At 42.7% G+C, this 16,843-nt stretch carries 15 protein-coding genes and 1 pseudogene; 3 read left to right on the top strand and 13 right to left on the bottom strand.

All coding sequences use genetic code 11. The annotated features are described in order from the left end of the window. Positions 1 to 165 precede the first annotated feature (165 nt). The 4 genes and pseudogenes from F7734_RS02505 to F7734_RS02515 all read right to left on the bottom strand — a co-directional run bounded on the left by F7734_RS02505 (position 166) and on the right by F7734_RS02515 (position 3,221). Positions 166 to 675 carry a PRC-barrel domain-containing protein gene (locus F7734_RS02505; RefSeq protein ID WP_155743239.1) on the bottom strand — a complete coding sequence of 170 codons (510 nt, stop codon included), beginning with the start codon at positions 673 to 675 and terminating at the stop codon, positions 166 to 168. Between the two features lie 179 nt (positions 676 to 854). After that, entirely contained in the window at positions 855 to 980 is a 126-nt protein-coding gene (locus F7734_RS65030; RefSeq protein ID WP_279239650.1) for a hypothetical protein, read from the bottom strand. Positions 981 to 1,033: 53 nt separating this feature from the next. Beyond that, positions 1,034 to 1,528 carry a hypothetical protein gene (locus F7734_RS02510; RefSeq protein WP_243146641.1) on the bottom strand — a complete coding sequence of 165 codons (495 nt, stop codon included), beginning with the start codon at positions 1,526 to 1,528 and terminating at the stop codon, positions 1,034 to 1,036. A gap of 436 nt (positions 1,529 to 1,964) precedes the next feature. Next, positions 1,965 to 3,221 (bottom strand): annotated as a pseudogene (locus tag F7734_RS02515) (HhoA/HhoB/HtrA family serine endopeptidase). Positions 3,222 to 3,675: 454 nt separating this feature from the next. On the opposite strand from F7734_RS02515, the gene F7734_RS02520 reads away from it, so the two are divergent. Beyond that, entirely contained in the window at positions 3,676 to 4,950 is a 1,275-nt protein-coding gene (locus F7734_RS02520; protein ID WP_155743240.1) for a cation:proton antiporter, read from the top strand. Positions 4,951 to 4,995: 45 nt separating this feature from the next. Here F7734_RS02520 and F7734_RS02525 read toward each other — a convergent pair whose 3' ends face one another. The 3 genes from F7734_RS02525 to F7734_RS02535 all read right to left on the bottom strand — a co-directional run bounded on the left by F7734_RS02525 (position 4,996) and on the right by F7734_RS02535 (position 7,436). Beyond that, positions 4,996 to 6,405, bottom strand: coding sequence for an Nramp family divalent metal transporter (locus F7734_RS02525; RefSeq protein WP_166481689.1), 1,410 nt, complete (start codon positions 6,403 to 6,405; stop codon positions 4,996 to 4,998). A gap of 106 nt (positions 6,406 to 6,511) precedes the next feature. Then, positions 6,512 to 6,649 carry a hypothetical protein gene (locus tag F7734_RS02530; protein WP_155743241.1) on the bottom strand — a complete coding sequence of 46 codons (138 nt, stop codon included), beginning with the start codon at positions 6,647 to 6,649 and terminating at the stop codon, positions 6,512 to 6,514. A gap of 325 nt (positions 6,650 to 6,974) precedes the next feature. Further along, positions 6,975 to 7,436, bottom strand: coding sequence for a hypothetical protein (locus tag F7734_RS02535; RefSeq protein ID WP_155743242.1), 462 nt, complete (start codon positions 7,434 to 7,436; stop codon positions 6,975 to 6,977). Between the two features lie 983 nt (positions 7,437 to 8,419). On the opposite strand from F7734_RS02535, the gene F7734_RS02540 reads away from it, so the two are divergent. Then, a complete protein-coding gene (locus tag F7734_RS02540; protein WP_155743243.1) occupies positions 8,420 to 9,598 on the top strand; it encodes a patatin-like phospholipase family protein in 1,179 nt (392 codons plus the stop codon). 288 nt (positions 9,599 to 9,886) lie between these two features. On the opposite strand, the gene F7734_RS02545 is transcribed toward F7734_RS02540, so the two are convergent. From F7734_RS02545 to F7734_RS02570, 6 genes are all read right to left on the bottom strand, one after another. Next, positions 9,887 to 10,546: a hypothetical protein gene (locus F7734_RS02545; RefSeq protein WP_243146642.1), complete on the bottom strand. Its 660-nt coding sequence runs from the start codon at positions 10,544 to 10,546 to the stop codon at positions 9,887 to 9,889. Between the two features lie 141 nt (positions 10,547 to 10,687). Further along, complete coding sequence (locus F7734_RS02550) at positions 10,688 to 11,698, bottom strand: mechanosensitive ion channel family protein (RefSeq protein WP_155743244.1); 1,011 nt, start codon at positions 11,696 to 11,698, stop codon at positions 10,688 to 10,690. Between the two features lie 81 nt (positions 11,699 to 11,779). After that, positions 11,780 to 12,595, bottom strand: coding sequence for an ion transporter (locus tag F7734_RS02555; protein ID WP_155743245.1), 816 nt, complete (start codon positions 12,593 to 12,595; stop codon positions 11,780 to 11,782). Between the two features lie 187 nt (positions 12,596 to 12,782). Beyond that, positions 12,783 to 13,604 (bottom strand): hypothetical protein, encoded by an 822-nt coding sequence (locus tag F7734_RS02560; protein WP_155743246.1) that lies wholly within the window; start codon positions 13,602 to 13,604, stop codon positions 12,783 to 12,785. A gap of 249 nt (positions 13,605 to 13,853) precedes the next feature. Then, positions 13,854 to 14,012, bottom strand: a complete 159-nt coding sequence (locus F7734_RS02565; protein ID WP_155743247.1) for a hypothetical protein — start codon at positions 14,010 to 14,012, stop codon at positions 13,854 to 13,856. Between the two features lie 79 nt (positions 14,013 to 14,091). Continuing rightward, entirely contained in the window at positions 14,092 to 14,361 is a 270-nt protein-coding gene (locus tag F7734_RS02570) for a hypothetical protein (RefSeq protein WP_155743248.1), read from the bottom strand. A gap of 196 nt (positions 14,362 to 14,557) precedes the next feature. Here F7734_RS02570 and F7734_RS02575 point away from each other — a divergent pair, with 196 nt between their 5' ends. Beyond that, positions 14,558 to 16,591, top strand: a complete 2,034-nt coding sequence (locus F7734_RS02575; RefSeq protein ID WP_155743249.1) for an ATP-binding protein — start codon at positions 14,558 to 14,560, stop codon at positions 16,589 to 16,591. Positions 16,592 to 16,843 lie beyond the last annotated feature (252 nt).

Consider the following 16,843-nt stretch of genomic DNA (forward strand, 5'->3'; position numbering starts at 1 on the left):
AAATACTGCCTCGATATACGTAATTTTTTAAGATAATAAAATACACAATATATCTTGCAAAAAAGGGAGCGATCGTAACTGATTTTAGTAGCGATCGTCCAATCTAAAAAAAGCCTTGGAACATGGCTGAAAAAGATATTGACTGGGAAGTTTGTCAGCAGTTTATCACATTTCTGCCCTATTGCGGTTCTTCCGACTTATCAGGCGTTCTTCATAGGTTCTGAGATTGCGATCGCCCAAATCGTAAAAGTAAGGCTCTTGTAAATAATTGTAGGTAGCGGCGTTATAAGAAAACGGGCTCAAAGCCGTTGTTCCTACTAACGGGCGATAAACTCCTCTAACTCGCTCCTCATAATCATTGTCAAGTGCCAAATTTTCACTAAATTCCGGCAAATTTTTCACTTGCTCTTTGGTCAATCCTGAAACATTCAATCGTTTATCATCATAATCGAGGCGAGCTAAACCAACTGGAAGCAATACTTTTTTGCCCAAAATCCAGAAGCCTGTATCAACTATGAAATAACGGAAACGACCATCATCTTCATCTACTAGCACGTTGGTAACAGAGCCAACCCTATCACCATCGGCATAAACACCGAAGTTTTTGATGTCATGACCATCAAAAATGTCATTAGCGTAGTTGGGATCGTATTCATCAAGTTTGTACAAAGCCATGTTTTTATTTCCCTAATTACTATTATTTATTACGTTCAAGTTCAAACATTTTGATATTAAACCTTAATAGTGGAAAACTAGTGGAGACTATCATTAGTCTTTGATAATTCGTCCGTTAACTTATCAACAACTCACTAAGTCTTCGATCCAGCGAACTGGATACCTACCTTCGGTCTGAGCTAAAAGGTATCGAGTTGATGTATCGTTAACGCTTCTGGCATTGGGTAACGCCCGTCGAGTTTCTTGAGGTCTGTATAGTGGCGGGTAGATGATGCCAAGTCTTTGGGGTATGTCTGCTCATTCACGCCAATAAACTGACCGTGTTTGCGTGCTCGACCCAGAATAGACCGCCATTCATCTATCGAAGCAATACCAAGAGAGCGAATACCGTTTGAGAACAGGTTGGCGTAAATTTCATCGTAGGGCTTAAGTCCTGTGGATGATTAAAAACAATCCGACGAATACGAAAGCCATGCTCGCGGGCAAACTGCTCCACATCCTCGCGTAAAGCTGGTTCAAAACCCCACTCTGACTCTGGCAATCTGCCATTAGGAGCGGGCGGGTTCCACTGTTGGTGGTCAGAACGATATCTTTGGAGAAAGTCGGCGATTTGCTGGCTATTTTGAAAATATTCTTCTGGACATAGGTCACCTTTGCCGCCAAACTGGAATATATGGCGCTCTCCTGCATGACTAGATAACCAGGTGTATTGGCACTCTAGTAAAAATAGCGTTGCACCGGGCGCTAAATTCTCCTTCAGGAACTGCTTGAATTCCGCGCCCAAACGAATTCGCTTAGTCCGGAAGTAGGTAACAGCAGGAACTTTCAAGCGGTCTTGGTTGGGGTCGTGCATTTGGTATACCCACAGTACGAAATTTATAACGACTTTTAACTTAAAAATGGGGAGTATATGTTAAAAGTTACAGGGAAAAAAATTTATATTTTCCAACTTTACTTTTTATTGGTATTAGTGTAAGCAATTTATGGTAAGTAATTAGATAATTCCTCATGGATGCAATTGCGATCGCATGACTTTAATAATCCTTAGTAAGGTTCTCCAAGGACTTCAGGGCTTTCCCTCGTTTCTTGACTGGCGTGAAAAATTATTGAACCAAGCACGAAGATTGCTAGGCTAGCGCAAATTAATACGAAGCCACGTATCAATATATCACTGGGACACGGTTTTTTCATTCTTCTGAGTACAGCCTCTATGGTTTATTTATTTCAGGTTACAATTAAGATTTCTCTCTTTTGTTATAGTTTTTACACTGTGTAGCCAATCCGGCAAATCATCTGGAAGTAGTACCTGTAGGAGATGGAAGTGGTTCGGGTTGTAATGTAAATTGCAAATTCTGCCCATTACGTAATACTTCAATTTGCAGATTGTTATTTAAACCACTCTTTTCCAGAATCTGCTGAACTTCTTCAGTAGTGTTAACAGGTTGATTGTTAATTTCTTGGATAACGTCTCCTGCAAACAATCCACTTCTTGCAGCCGGAGAATTGGGAACAATGCGAACAACAAGAATTCCTCGCTCTGCCCCAATCCGAATATTACTGTTTGGAGAATTATTTATTCTTTGCTTAACTTCGGGTGTTAAGGTAAGCGTCTGAAGACCTATGTAAGGATATTCAACTTTCCCCTAGGTAATTAGTTGTTGAGCAATTCTTTGAGCTGTGTCGATAGGAATAGCAAAGCCTATACCTTCAGCTCCTTGAATAATCGCGGTGTTGACTCCTAATACTTGACCGCGAGCATTTAGTAATGGTCCACCAGAATTTCCGGGATTAATTGCAGCATCGGTTTGAATATAGCTACTGGGTCTGCTAGAAAGATTTAAAGAACGGTTGATAGCACTGATAACACCGACTGTTACTGTTTGCTGTAAACCTAAGGGATTACCAATAGCAACTGCCCACTGTCCTGGTTGTACAGAGTCGGAATTTGCGATTTCTACCGTTGGCAAGTTCTCACCTGGAATTTGCACAACTGCGATATCAGTTACAGGGTCTTTCCCCAACACCTTACCCTCAAAAGTGCGACCATCCGAAAATGACACCGTCACTGTATCTGCATCATTAACAACGTGAGCGTTAGTGAGAATTTGACCGTTGGGATTGATAACAAAACCAGAACCAAGACCCCGCACAACTCGCTCTTGAGGCTGTGCTGGTAGAGCTTCGCCAAAAAAGCGCCGAAAGAATGGATCGTTAAACTCATCGGGCAATTGTGGAGTTTGAGTTCTTACGGTTCGGGAAGTATTAATTTGAACTACCGCAGGTTCTACTTTTTCGACAACTTCAACAACAAAGTTGCTATCCTCAGCAGTTGGGGTGAGAGGTCGCGAACTTTGATTTTGTGGCTGATTAATTACTGGAGATGGAGAAGAAACGCCTGGAGGACGAAGTTCTCTGGACAAATCTCCATTACAGCCACTCAAAAAGCCCACAACTAAGCCAACAAAAGGTAGCAAAGGGTAAGTTGTTGGTTTTTGCCAAGAAAACGTACCTATAGTCTGACTTTTTTTAGTTACAGCGATTTGCATCTTTATCTTTAGTTCTCAGTTGAGATAGTTCAGTTCGTAGAAGTAAAATTATTGTAATTTCAGCGTAAGTATCAATAGTGGAAAACTGGTGGAAAAAGTTTGTAATTTCTTAGTTAAATTTTTATGTGTTCTCGATAGCAGCAAATTGTTAAGTAATTAGATAGAAATAACTACAAGTTTGCTCTGGATAGGGTTTGGTTTTTCGATCAAATTTTATGTCATTTATTTTGTCTTGCTACTTTTTCTGATTTTCAAAGATGACTTTTAATGAATTTCTTTTAAGATTTTATACTTGTATTAAAGGCTTCTAAATATTGGTATCTATCTTCTATCTATGGGAAGAAAAATTATAGCCTACTTTTTCCATAAGTTTATCCGCAAGTTTAATGAAACTTATCTCTGCTATTCCTAACTTTAAGGTGGTAAATATTTTAAAAGTTAATGAAGTTACACTATGGATAATTTAAGCTCCAGTGAGATTAACATTGCCCTATTGACTCTAGGCGGATTGGTGTTAGTACTGGGACTGTTTTCTGGTTTTCTCAAAAAGCGATTGTGGCTTTCTGACCCCCTGATGGCACTGTTAGCTGGAGTGCTGTTAAGTCCAGGAGTTTTTGGCTTAATTCACCTGACGCATTGGGGTAAACCGGAAACAATTTTGGAAGAGGGGGCAAGACTGGCAATTGCCATTCAGGTGATGGGAGTAGCACTGCGCCTCCCAAAAGAGTATATATTCAACAATCGGCGCATTCTGTTTATCTTGCTGGGGCTGTTAATGCCACTGATGTGGCTAGCTAGTGGATTGCTGGTGTACCTGATCTTGGGTCTTCCTGTCTGGGTGTCCTTGTTAGTGGGAGCAGTACTCACACCCACTGACCCTGTAGTTTCTAGCTCTGTAGTGACCGGGAAAGTGGCAGAGGAAAACTTACCCGATCGCATCCGCAATGCTATCTCTGCTGAATCTGCTGCCAATGATGGGCTGGCTTACCCCTTTGTCTTGCTACCAATTCTCATATTGACGCGCCCAACGGGAGAAGCTCTTTGGCATTGGTTCGGAAAAACCCTGCTTTGGGAAGTGGGGGGAGCTTTACTTGTAGGAGCTTTAATAGGCTTAGCGGCAGGGAAACTCTTAAAGTGGGCTGAACGCAGGCAAACTGTGAATAAGCCCTCCTTTCTGGCTTATACTATTGCCCTTTCGCTAGTGGTACTGGGGTTTGTCAAGTTGATTGGTTGTGATGGTATCTTTGCAGTTTTTGCCGCCGGAATTGCGTTTGACCAAGTTGTAGGTGGTCAAGAAAGATCGGAAGAAGAGGGGGTACAGGAGGCAATAGACCGCTTTTTCACCACAAATATTTTCTTGCTGCTAGGGTTGTATCTTCCGTGGCAGAAGTGGCTGGAGTTAGGATGGAAGGGTATGCTGTTGGTTATTGCCGTACTCTTCCTGCGCCGACTTCCAGCTGTCCTAGTGTTGCGTCCGTTTTTAGGCAAGCTTAAAAAGCTACCTGATGCCTTATTCATTGGCTGGTTTGGTCCCATTGGTGCAGCAGCACTCTTTTATGCTTTTCTTTCTATGCGTAAGACAGGTTTGGAGGAACCTTGGGTAGTTGCTAGCTTGGTCATCTGCGCCTCTATCCTTGTTCATGGTTTCACTGCTACACCTTTGGCTACACTGTACGCAAAGATTCATGAAAAGCGTTCAGCAGATAGGTTGAGCCACTCCGCACACTAAGGCTCCCGTATGTTTTAGGTGTTTCATAATTAACCGAACTTAATATCAATTACTAGTTCCTAGCACTCCAAGTAACTGAAGCAGATAGATAATGGCAAAGACGGCGAAAAAGACACCAGCGATCGCCGTTGCGCCTAAGGTAAACTTGGAGGGACGCAATTCCTTTGGCAGCATCCGGTAGTTTAGGTAGAGAGTTAGCCCAGTGACGATGGGGATGTGGGCAGCTTCAATTGCTCCTGCCGTTTGCAACAAGCCAACAGGTCTACCGAAGAACAAGTAGATAGCGATCGGTAGAATGGCTAGCAAAACCACAATATAAACACGTTGTAAAAACTTTTCGCTGTTCCATCGACCCCGGACTCCAAAACCTTGCAGAATAATTTGTGTGCCATCAGCAAACATTCGCCCAAAGCCATCTTCAACTGATAAGGTAGTGCTACAGAAGGTAATGAAAACAATAGCCACCATAAACCAGAAGCCAAATGGCCCCCAAAGATTGCCAAGCAGACTACCCAAAGTTTCCGCGACCTGATTTTCTTTTGGGACTAGCCCCTCTGGACGCAGCAACTCTCCACCAAGAATTAAAAAAGACAGCGCCGCCAACAGCGCACCTACCACCGCTAAGGTGTTGGAGAAAGTCATCAGAGAAATCCAGCCGCGCAGCTTTTTTCTTTGCTCCTGACTGAGTTGCTTTGGGTCAATTGCCTCTTGTCCTTTGATACCCGCAGCGCCGTACCCTTTAGCTTCCACCCAATAGGAGTACCACATCAAGCCGGCTGCTCCTGCTAGCATAAAACCCAGCCAAGGTAAGATTTCTTGATATTGCACGTTATTAGGAATTTGAGGAACTAAACCCCCTGCCAGTTCCCCAATGTTGGGGAAGACAAAAATGGCAGCAACTACCACTGCGATTGTACGGGCGATCCCCACATAGGAAGAAATTTTTTCCACTACGTTGTATTGCCCTAAAAGGACGATCGCTGCCGTCACAATGATGATAATTACTGTCCACATCTGGACAGTTCCTCCTGTCATTAAAATCAGTGCTGTGGCGGCAGCACCCGATAATCCTGCAACGGTAGAGATGGCGACAAACACCTGCGGCACCAAAATCAGCCAGACTGCCCAGTTTTTGGGACCGGGAATTTGCTTGAAACCTTCGAGTATCGTTGCCCCCGTACATACGGAAAAGCGACCTACCTCACGGTTAATAAACCATTTGAGGATTACGGCAGCAAGCAGCGCCCATAGGAGAGAATAGCCGTAAAGAGCTGCGATTCTAGGTGTAAACAGTAATTCTCCTGAACCTGCTGCCGAAAGCATCCACAAAAAACTCGGTCCCAGCCACAGAAAACGCTGCCAACCCTTTGGCGGCTGCGGTATCTGTCGTTCGCTGCCCTCACTCTGCTTGTTAGATGTCTCTGTTGAAGAAGTATAATTATTTTTACTGCTCACTTTTGTGTTATCTCCGCTTGCTTGTGGGACTTATTTCCAAAGTCGAAGGCATGAGCTATTCGCTAATGACTGCAATGATGATAGTTAACTAATAAGGTGTCATCACTTATTGCTGCAAACTAATGTTTTCTGGGGCTATACCCAGACGGTCTTCTTCTTCATATTCGGGTCTTTCACAGCTAGCGGCAACTGCTAGAAGTGCTCCTATTGCCAGCCAATGACTCAGTTGTTTTGAAACAGTCATTTTTCTTATCTCCTTGTCAGTTTTTGTCTGAAGTTGTTTGCTTTTTATGGAAAAAAATTAATTAAATACTAAAAATTCATCTTTAACAAATTCAATAACCTGTTAAAACGGAATGTTTAAAAATTCAAGAAAAATTTGCTATGCTCAACTTAATTGGAGGACTGAGGCTATGTTTACAAATTCAGGTTAAACTTCAATAGTGGAAAACTTGTGGAGAATTCAAGCACCTTCTCTGAATTAGTTGACTCATGACTGCTAAAAAGCGTGTAATACCGTTTTCAGATGAAGATGCATAGAAAAAACTCCGCCATCTGTGGCATCTTACTCATAATTGGTTGCAAAGATTAGTAATACTGGGCACTCCTCTAGTTTTGGGAATCGTACTACTTTGGCATCCCAGATTCTCTCGATATGGCGCTCCCATTAAACTTGGAGTTCCGGTTGGATAACCCCTGCGGTTGCGAACTTCTGCAAGTAGTCCAGCCCTACCCAATCGCTGAGTAATGGCGTTAGGACGACAAACTTGAGGAACCACAACTCGTTGGTTGTAAGGCCATTCGTAGTAGATACTAGGGCAGGGGTTACGTGGGTAGCCTGCAACTTCAGCTACTCTAATTTGAGATAATGGTAACACGGCTTGTGTTCTAGACATATTCTGCTGCCTGGGCAATTGAGCCACAGGTTCAGCCAAAGCAGCATTGGGAATAGCTGAAATACCGACGAGTATGCTACCAAACGTGGTTCCAATTAACCCTGCATATTTTGTAAATTGTTGAAAACGATTCATAAAAACCTCCTAAAGGATTCAATTGACTATTGCAAGACAAACTGCAAACGGTGCTGTTTTAGAGCCATTTCACAGCAGTTCATTCATGTAGTTGTTAGAAACTGCCGTGCAAGTCGCAAAAGCTTTACAGTGCAAAGTTTCTAGAAAAATTTTCTAATTTTGTCTAGAGCATGGAAATTTTGACGGATTGTACGCGTTATTTTTAGCTGTACCAATTCAACCATTTGGTTTTTGAGATCGCCGATCCCTTATAACTATGTTTCAAAATGCTGTGCCGAATAACTTAAGGTTTAAATGGTATAGCTAATACTCAAGGAAAAAGTTTTTCGACCATCATGTAGCGGCAAATCACAACTTTGCTACTGCTGCATCCAATTCGCGTATTACAATTCGATATTAAACAACTTAGCAATTTTATTCTTCATGCTATTGAAGAATAAATTAATCTATCTAATGGGAGAAGATAAGTTAATAGTTAATAAACCTACAAAACTACCAAGTCTTCTCCACCAGTTTTCCACCATTGGAACTTAAACTCAAGCTATGTCTTGCTTTTCACAACTACTCTTGAAAATTAAGCCAGCAACGGAGTACAGCAACAAACCTGTACCTGTATAAGTTTCAAAAGATGTGTATTTCTAAGCAATTTTGCAACAAGATGTATGGCATCATTTCATGAATTTAGCATTGGATTGTGTAGGGCAAGCCATAAGTCTCCTTACCAAGAAGATAAGGCGTTATGAAGCAAACCAGCTCTAACGCTTATATCTCTTTCCTGTTCAGCAATTGGACTGCTCCCTAATTTTTAACTACAATTGCACACTAGAACCTTACTTTGACAAACTAAATGATGCCCGAGCTAAAACGTATTAAGAAAGGCTGGCAAATTAAGAGGAAGCATAACAGAACAGAAATATAAGAAACCTGCAAGCAGATTTTCCAGCCAAGAAATTTTTAACCTGTGAAAGTTAAGGACAAGAGCTATGCCTTTTCGGATTTTAAGCTTGGATGGTGGAGGTATTCGAGGAGTCATTGCTGCTAAGATGCTAGCAGCAATTGAAAAGCGAATCGATCAACCTTTGAATGAGTACTTTAATTTGATTGCTGGAACATCAACAGGAGCCATTTTAGCAACTGCGATCGCCATAGGGCGCAGTAGTGAGGAAATTGTTGAATTATACAAACAAAAAAGCTCAGCTATCTTTCCTTACAGAAGCCGTTTTTCCTTAGCGCGAATTCCCTTAATTTTGCAGTACGGTTTGTCCGCTCCCAAGTTCTCAGACGATGGTTTGATTCAAGTTCTTAAACAAGCTTTTGGGAAAACAAGACTTTTTGATGTCCTTTCACCATTACTGTTAATTCTCTCCTACGACACGATTACCCGAAAACCAATTATTTTTAAAAGCTGGCGTCAAGACAAAGATTATGAGAATGTACCGCTCTGGGAAGCGTGTGTCTGTTCGGCATCAGCTCCAACTTATTTTCCAGCACATAAACTAGACAAAAAAGTTAATGGTATAGTACAAAATGCATCTGCATATACAGTCAAGCTAGATGAAAATGCGTCAAAAGTTGACGATGTATATAACAATACAAATATTTTCATCACTCGTGGTACGGGCGGCGGTCAAGCTCGCACCCTCGTAAAGTATGAGGGATTTACTCGAATAGCGAAGATAAACCAACCTTGGGATGTTATTCCTGACAATACCTCTACCTACTTAATTAATTTTTTATACTCTGCCATTGATGGTGGTGTTGCTGCCAACAACCCCTCTGCTAGTGCTGTTGCTGAAGCACTGAGGTTAGGCTACGCAATTGAAGATATTACCGTCCTTTCAATAGGAACAGGCGATCGCACGCGGATAATTCCTTACAAACAAGCGCGAGAATCGGGTCTAATAGAATGGGCACAACCACTGATTGGTGTTTTGTTTGATGCCTCATCAGACGTTTACGAGTACATTGCCAACCAAATAATGCATAATCGCCTCTTACGCTTGCAATTCAAACTCGATCGGCAGCTAACGGGGCAACGTTTAAGCGATGATATTGATGATGCAACTCAAGAGAATATCAACAATTTGATAGAAGCGGCAGAGGTTTATATTAACCAACAGCAGGTACAAAAAAAATTGCAAGAATTTTTGCAAATGAGTTAATAGTCAAGAACTACCTGTCTGTCATTCTGTAGCAATCCTAAATGTTTTGTAAGAAAATACCTAGTCATACTGGTCGAAATTCATGTAAAATTTTATTTGCTCTTAGCGATTAAAAATCGTTGCTATACAAATAAAACCTGCCTACGCAGGTTATTTTAATAAGTCCACGTAGGAGGACTTTGTTTGTATAGTAGCGAATTATATTCGCCCTATGAGTTATCAATATAGCTTTTACAGAGGTGTTGTGGAAATCCTCAAGCTACGATCTCTAAACCTAAGCTAAAATTATCAATTTATCCTTGCCTCGATACCAACTCGATTATTCGCTATTTCATTGGAAAGCCACCCTGCAAATTGCCTTTCATATTCATTAGCCTCTTTTTCCAGTTTATTATTTTCGTAAATTTGACCTGCCCTCTTGAACTCCCTGAAATAATAGTATCCAAACTTATCGGCACCGCCAAATTGCTTGCACTGCTTTGAGTGTATAAGCTCATGAGATAATAGCGTAAGCTGACCAAGATCGCTAGGTTTGTATGATTCTTCAAGATAAATGCGTTCGCAATAGGTTTGAGCAATAGAATCAACCAGTCCAATATCTATCTTGAAATCAGCATACAACCAGTCATCGAGCAATTTCGCGTTATAAATAACTACAACACGGTCAACTAAACCTCCAAAATAGGAGAGCAAATATCGCTTCTGCGTCTCGTCTAAGCGTTGGCTAATACCATTATGGGTTCGCATCCATTGAGCTGCTGCTGGATACGCCACAGCACCTGCCTGACCCCATGCTTCTTCAGTAAACTCCTGAATATATGGATTAGAAGTTATATCTGCCCAATGATAACGTTCAGCTTGAAACACCTGCAATTTTAAACCTTCACTATTTAGTATAGTTAATACTATTACAATGCTAATTAAACCAAAGCGAATAATTTTTTTCATAACATAGATTTATGTTATTTAAACTTTATTTAACCTCCTCATTTCTTGAATTCTGTTATCCAAAAAGAGCTTGGATTTTGTAGGGTGGGCAGTGCTCACCAATAGCGAATGTGCGGCATAGCCCTACCTACTTGGCATTTTTTATAAGTCTTTAGTTGTTGAAGAAGCTACCTGACCGTTGCCATCTCGTTGTGCCCGTAATTCAGCAAGCCGCCTGAGTGAGCCGCCAATACTGCGAGGCTTAGGGACAGAGCCTTTACCCGCAGGCCAACCTTCACGTTGAGAGGAGCGATCGCCATCTGTTTCCTCAGTTTGATCGTGGAACAGAATTTGCCTGGTTGGAAAAGGTAAGTCGATCCCATTTTTGACCAGCTTATTCTTAATTTTAGAAATAACTTGGTCTCGTGAGGTGAGATCGTCAGCACGCCGTGGCGGTTTGATCCACCATCGGGCGCGGATGTTGACAGTACTTTCGGCAAGTTCCACTACTAGCGCGTCAGGAGCTGGGTCTTTCAATACACTGTCTACACTGTGGATTGCCTCTAAGATTAACTGCTTTGCTCGATCGATATCATCCCCATAACCAATGCCAACATCGTACTCAATGCGGCGGTTTTCAAAGGCAGTGTTGACAGTAATCGAATTAGTGAACAGTTCCGAGTTTGGAATCACAATACGACGACCATCGTAAGTTCTAATTGTGGTTGCTCTTGTTTGAATATTTTCTACCGTTCCCTGAAAGTCTTTAAAAACAATTTGGTCATCGATTTGGAATGGCTCAGTTAAGAGAATTAAAATACCTGCTAAGAAATTTTGCAGAATATCACGGAAGGCAAAACCAATTGCTACACCGCTGATTCCTAGCAATTGAACCAAATCGCCTGCTTTAAATGAAGGAATCACAATTGACAGGGAGATAAATAGACCAAGCAGAATTGTTAAACCCTGAGCCAACCGTCCCAATACCAACCCCAGATTTCGGGCATGGCGGCGATTGCGAGTCAACCGCCTGACCAGTTCCTTAATGCCTCTGGCAATAAAGAAAAAAAGGACAAAGACAATTAACGCCAGTACAATGTTCGGTAGCAGAACAATGAAACTGTTAATCATGCTTTGAACCTTATTCCAAGCTGCGGATATCTCTGCATTCATAGAGTTTCCTCACTTATCAGTCGTTGTTAATGTTAGTAAAAAGTAGTCAGGTTGAATTCCTTTTTTGGCTCTAAATTTGTCTCAGCCCTCTGAGTTCTGACACAACAACTCCTGAATTTCCTTCCGCAATGCCGCAATCTCAGCGTGAAGTGCTTCTATAGATTTTGTTCCTGCTAACTCTGCTTCGTCGTCATCTGCATCACGACCAATAAAGAACGTGGCTAGAGTTGCAGTGACGTAACCAAAGACTGCAAACGCATATAACGCTAAAAAAAAGCAAAGTACGCGACCCTCAGACGTTTTAGGCCAATACTCAGAACCCATGGTCGTCATTAACATTGCTGTCCACCACAAAGCATTGCCATAGTTGTTCAGCCCAGATCCATCAGCAACGTTGTTTTCAAATGCATACATTCCTGCTGCTCCTACTAGCGTAACAATGACTGTCAGCGCTACGACATAACCAAACCCCCGACGGCTGATACTTGCCCCTAAAGCCCGCATTCCTCGGTTGATACGAGTCATGACTCGCAACAGCCGCAGCCCTCGGACAGCTCGTGCTGTTCGTAGTGCCTTTACTACCCGTACAATCCGGAAAGTCCGTAGAGCTGGCAGTAGCAGAGAGACAGCAGTTAGCCAGTTGCCCTTGATATAAGGGAGTTTGCGGGGAGCAAGGGCGAGTTTAAACAAAAAATCTAGGATAAAGATAATCCAGATGGTAGTGTTAACGGCTTCTAGCAGAGGGTTTAGTCCCCAGATTAGCTCAATAACGAAGAGTGCTAACCACGTAAAACCCAATACTAGCATGGGAGCTTCCAGCCAATCCTCAAGCTGTTGCAAGACTTCGTTGCGCTCGCGGTCAAGAGCTTGTTTTTCAACAAGATTTAGATGTTTCATAGATTGCGCCGAGCGTTTTGTTGAGACGGGAAACAGGTTGTCATAAAAAGGTTGCTTGCTAGCAAATACCCGTGAGACCGAACGCGAAAAATTGTCAGATGCAGTGTTTGGAGAAGAAAATTGCAAATATTTGGGAGCCAGACAGATAAGGAACTACCAAACTTTCCTCCCTACAGAGTGTTTTGGTTTATTGCGGAATTGCTGAGGGGTACACTTCTGTGGCAACGAGTACAGGTTTGTTGCTATACTCAGCTTCTAGCTTCCGCCTCAAGTCCAAATCCCAGGTGAGTTCGTAATCCCGCTCAAGTTCAGCGACGACAAAAGGACGAAGCACACCTGTCACTGCTACCTTTTCACCTTCAGTCACCTTTGCCTGTGGAGTCGGGTGTAAGACCAGCAAATCTTCTCCACCAAACAATTTGTCTTCATCCAAGGTGAAGGAATTCGCGCTTCTAATGTTTTCGACTTCACCTGTCACAGCCAGTCTTTTACCGTAGTATTGCCTGGGGTCTGTGGTAATTTCACCAGGTTTGGGTGCTTGTGCAAGGGACTGTGCAATAATTGCAGGTTTGTTTTCGTACTCTGCGTACAACTTTGGATCTAAATCTAAATTGTATTCTCGCTCAATATCGGCAACCACAAATTGACGAACCGGACCTGTAGCCTGAATTGGTGTACCTGAGTCAGCAGGCAAAACAAACGGTTTCCCTGAAGCATTGACAACTAGGATAGGTTCGCTGCTAAAGAATTGCTTATCCCTAATCGTAAAGGTTGATGGAGTGATTTTCTCCACAGGTGTACTTCTAACCGTAACGGTTTTTCCAATCAATTGGTTTGTGTTATCGACAACTTCTTCTGTAGTGACATTGTTTTCTGGTGGTTCTGGATCGCGTGCTTCCAAGTTATTGGTACAAGCGGGAAGCATTACAACCGCTATTGCTAGAGCAATAGCCCTTTTGGGATTCCACAGTTTGTGGATGAAATTGTCTTTTTGAAGAAATCTATTCATTGTAAAGTCTCCTTCAATTCGCTGTTAATTCTGCTCGCAATCGATCTACTTACAAGAATTTGGGAGTGGGTATCGCGATCGCCGAGCGCAAGTACGGGAGTTAGTGCCGTTTTACAATCTCATATTTATCTTGTCTATCTTGTCAGTTTGTGGCTCAACTTAAAGGGCTGAGTCAGCCGATACAATGTGAAGTTAAGCTGCAATAGTGGAAAACTTGTGGATAATTCAAAGGAATTTTCAGAATATCTACTAAAGAAGTAGTGCGGCTACCTCAATTTGAATAGCTGACGAACTGAAATAAATGCTGCCCTCTACTATTGCTCCACCTAATAGAGTAACCCATCGGGAGTAGTACGATCGCAAACGAACTTGCTGCACCATAATTAGAGCCAATTCTGCTATTATCAAGATATAAACCAATTAAAAATTTCTCAATTATGGATATTTTTAAGTTAGTTGAAAGAGCAGCGATCTAAGAATAAAGAAATTAACGTTTGCGGCTCAATTTAATTAAAAATCCTACTAAACCTACTATAATAGCGATCGCTAATAAAGGCACTAGATTAAATCGTATGCCGGAACCGCTTGCCTCATTCTTCCAGTTCAGAATCCACAAGCTACCAATACTAAGTTCAAAGGAGGACACTTGTAGAAAAAGAAAAAGTGCAGGCAACCCAATGTGAATTGCAAGCAGTACCAAGAATGTTCCCACACTCAGGCTTAGCCAATTTTTCAAAAATGACCAAATATTTTTCATGTCTCAATCCATTGATTTTCCAGGAGCCGATACTTTGAAAAAGTTCGATTGTGACTCAAACTAATTTTTAGACTTGCTTGGTTTGAGGACAACACTATATTTGTTGCCTAAATTAGACTGAAAAAGTGGAAAAATGGAGCAGAAATATAGCAATCCTGCGAAATCATTTATGAAAAAACGCCAGAGAGAATAGAATATGCTGAAATTGACGCGCTCTCAATTAAAACACTATAGCGTCCCCATAGTAACGGTTTTGCTGGCTCTACTACTGACACGATTGCTATTGTATCTGCACAAGTTGACCATTTACCCACTATTTTTGGCTGCTGTTATGGTGAGTTCTTGGTATGGTGGTATAGGACCGGGGCTGTTGGCAACTGTTTTGTCTGCTGTAGCTAGCACTTACTTCTTTAGACCGAGCTACTCATGGGCTGTGAGTTTGTCCAGTTTAGTGGGGTTAGCCCAGTTTGTGTTCGTGGCACTGCTGATCAATTCGTTAACTTCGTCTCTACGCTTTGCACGACAGCAAGCTGAGATGAATGCGCGTGCAGCCCAGCTCAATCACGAGCGCTTACTTCAAAGTCAGGCAAGCTTGCGCCAAAGTGAAGAGCGTTACCGTTTGCTAGTAGAAGGAGCCAGAAACTACGCCATTTTCATGCTCGATCCGAACGGTTACTTTGTTAGTTGGAATATTGGAGCAGAACGTATTTTAGGCTATCAGGAACAAGAGATTCTCGGTCAACCTTTTGAGCAAATTTTTACACCGGAAGCAATTGAGCAAGGCAAACCTCAGCAAATACTGAGGAAGGCACTCGCTGAAGGTTTTTCTAGAGAAAATCGCTTGCACATCCGTAAGGATGGCACGCATTTCTGGGCGCATTGTGTCATCACACCCCTACAAGATGAGAACGGGAGTTTGCGCGGCTTTGCAAAAATTATGCAAGATATCACCGAGCGCACGCAGGTTGAGGAAGAACGCCAGCAACTATTGCTACGCGAACAAGCTGCACGCGAGTCAGCAGAGGCAGCAAACCGCTCAAAGGACGAATTCTTAGCAATAGTCTCTCATGAACTCCGTACTCCCATGACCGCAATTCTGGGATGGGCTGGGATGTTACAAACAGGTATGCTAGATGAGTCTAGGGCTGCTGTTGCAATTGAAACGATTGAGCGGAACGCCAACTTGCAGATGCAACTTATTGAAGACCTGCTTGATATTTCACGTATTGTTAGGGGAGATATTTCGCTAAACTGCCACTCAGTTAACCTAATGGACGTGATAACCGCAGCTATCGAGGTTGTGCAAGGAGCCGCGAATGCTAAGGCAATTCAACTGGAATCTGTGCTTGATACTTCAGTAGAGCCAATTTGGGGTGACTCAGATCGCTTGCAACAGGTCGTGTTAAATCTACTTTCCAATGCAATCAAATTTACACCCAACGGGGGACGGGTTGAGGTACGATTGTCAAACGAAGGGAGCCGGGAACAATCTCCCCACTCCCCAAGTTATGCCCAGATTCAAGTCCGTGACACGGGTAAGGGTATCAGTGCTGACTTTCTACCCTACGTTTTCGAGCGCTTCCGTCAAGCAGATGGCACAAGTACTCGTTCCAATAAGGGGCTGGGTTTAGGGTTAGCGATCGCACGTCATCTAGTAGAATTGCACGGCGGTACTATCCAAGTAGAAAGTCCGGGCGAAGGACAAGGAGCAACGTTCACTGTGCAGTTGCCATTGGTAGCAGTTTCCTCACCAGAGAATTCTCAACTAAACAATCGGGATCGGCAGATACAACCGTTGGCTGTGAAAGAAGACTCAGAACCATTAGACAATCCTCTGAGACTCGACGGGTTGGGAGTGCTAGTTGTGGATGATGAAGTTGATGCGCGGGAGTGGATTAGCACGGTGCTTGCGGAGCGTGGAGCTCGAGCGATCGCTGTTGGCTCGGTAGGTGAGGCGCTTGCGGCACTCGAACAATTCAGACCAGATGTACTGGTAAGCGACATCGGGATGCCTGATGAGGACGGCTACGCACTAATCCGCAAAATCAGGGAACTTGAGCCGGAGATAGGCGATCGCATTCAGGCGGTTGCACTTACGGGGTATGCCAGGGAAGAAGATTACACAGAGGCTATTAACGCCGGATTCCAGTTACATATAGCTAAACCAGTTAGGGCAGCTGAGTTGGTTGCGGCTGTCGCTAGCCTTGCCAAAATGCCTGAAGAACCTTAAGCGATAGGCAAGCCCTAAAAAGTAGTTTTGTCAACATAATTGTCAGATCCACGAGTTTTCCACCTTTCAGGGCTATCTTGAATCCAGAAGTAGTTAAATAACTTAACTCACGTTCATTACTTAACCTCAATTTCTTCTTTCACTAATTGTTGGGCGTTGTATATTGTGCAATGCCTATTTCTTCTTGTAAGGTTGGCAAGAAGCAGAAGTGATGGGGTTTCGCTGAGGCGTTGCAATTTTTTACAGCAAAAT

This window comes from Scytonema sp. UIC 10036 (assembly GCF_009725235.1).

Coding starts and splice junctions, on each gene's coding strand:
- F7734_RS02560 (WP_155743246.1), bottom strand. CDS start 13,604: ATGAATAGATTTCTTCAAAAAGACAATTTCATCCACAAACTGTGGAAT.
- F7734_RS02555 (WP_155743245.1), bottom strand. CDS start 12,595: ATGAAACATCTAAATCTTGTTGAAAAACAAGCTCTTGACCGCGAGCGC.
- F7734_RS02530 (WP_155743241.1), bottom strand. CDS start 6,649: ATGACTGTTTCAAAACAACTGAGTCATTGGCTGGCAATAGGAGCACTT.
- F7734_RS02540 (WP_155743243.1), top strand. CDS start 8,420: ATGCCTTTTCGGATTTTAAGCTTGGATGGTGGAGGTATTCGAGGAGTC.
- F7734_RS02520 (WP_155743240.1), top strand. CDS start 3,676: ATGGATAATTTAAGCTCCAGTGAGATTAACATTGCCCTATTGACTCTA.
- F7734_RS02505 (WP_155743239.1), bottom strand. CDS start 675: ATGGCTTTGTACAAACTTGATGAATACGATCCCAACTACGCTAATGAC.
- F7734_RS02575 (WP_155743249.1), top strand. CDS start 14,558: ATGCTGAAATTGACGCGCTCTCAATTAAAACACTATAGCGTCCCCATA.
- F7734_RS02510 (WP_243146641.1), bottom strand. CDS start 1,528: ATGCACGACCCCAACCAAGACCGCTTGAAAGTTCCTGCTGTTACCTAC.
- F7734_RS02535 (WP_155743242.1), bottom strand. CDS start 7,436: ATGAATCGTTTTCAACAATTTACAAAATATGCAGGGTTAATTGGAACC.
- F7734_RS02550 (WP_155743244.1), bottom strand. CDS start 11,698: ATGAATGCAGAGATATCCGCAGCTTGGAATAAGGTTCAAAGCATGATT.
- F7734_RS02570 (WP_155743248.1), bottom strand. CDS start 14,361: ATGAAAAATATTTGGTCATTTTTGAAAAATTGGCTAAGCCTGAGTGTG.
- F7734_RS02545 (WP_243146642.1), bottom strand. CDS start 10,546: ATGAAAAAAATTATTCGCTTTGGTTTAATTAGCATTGTAATAGTATTA.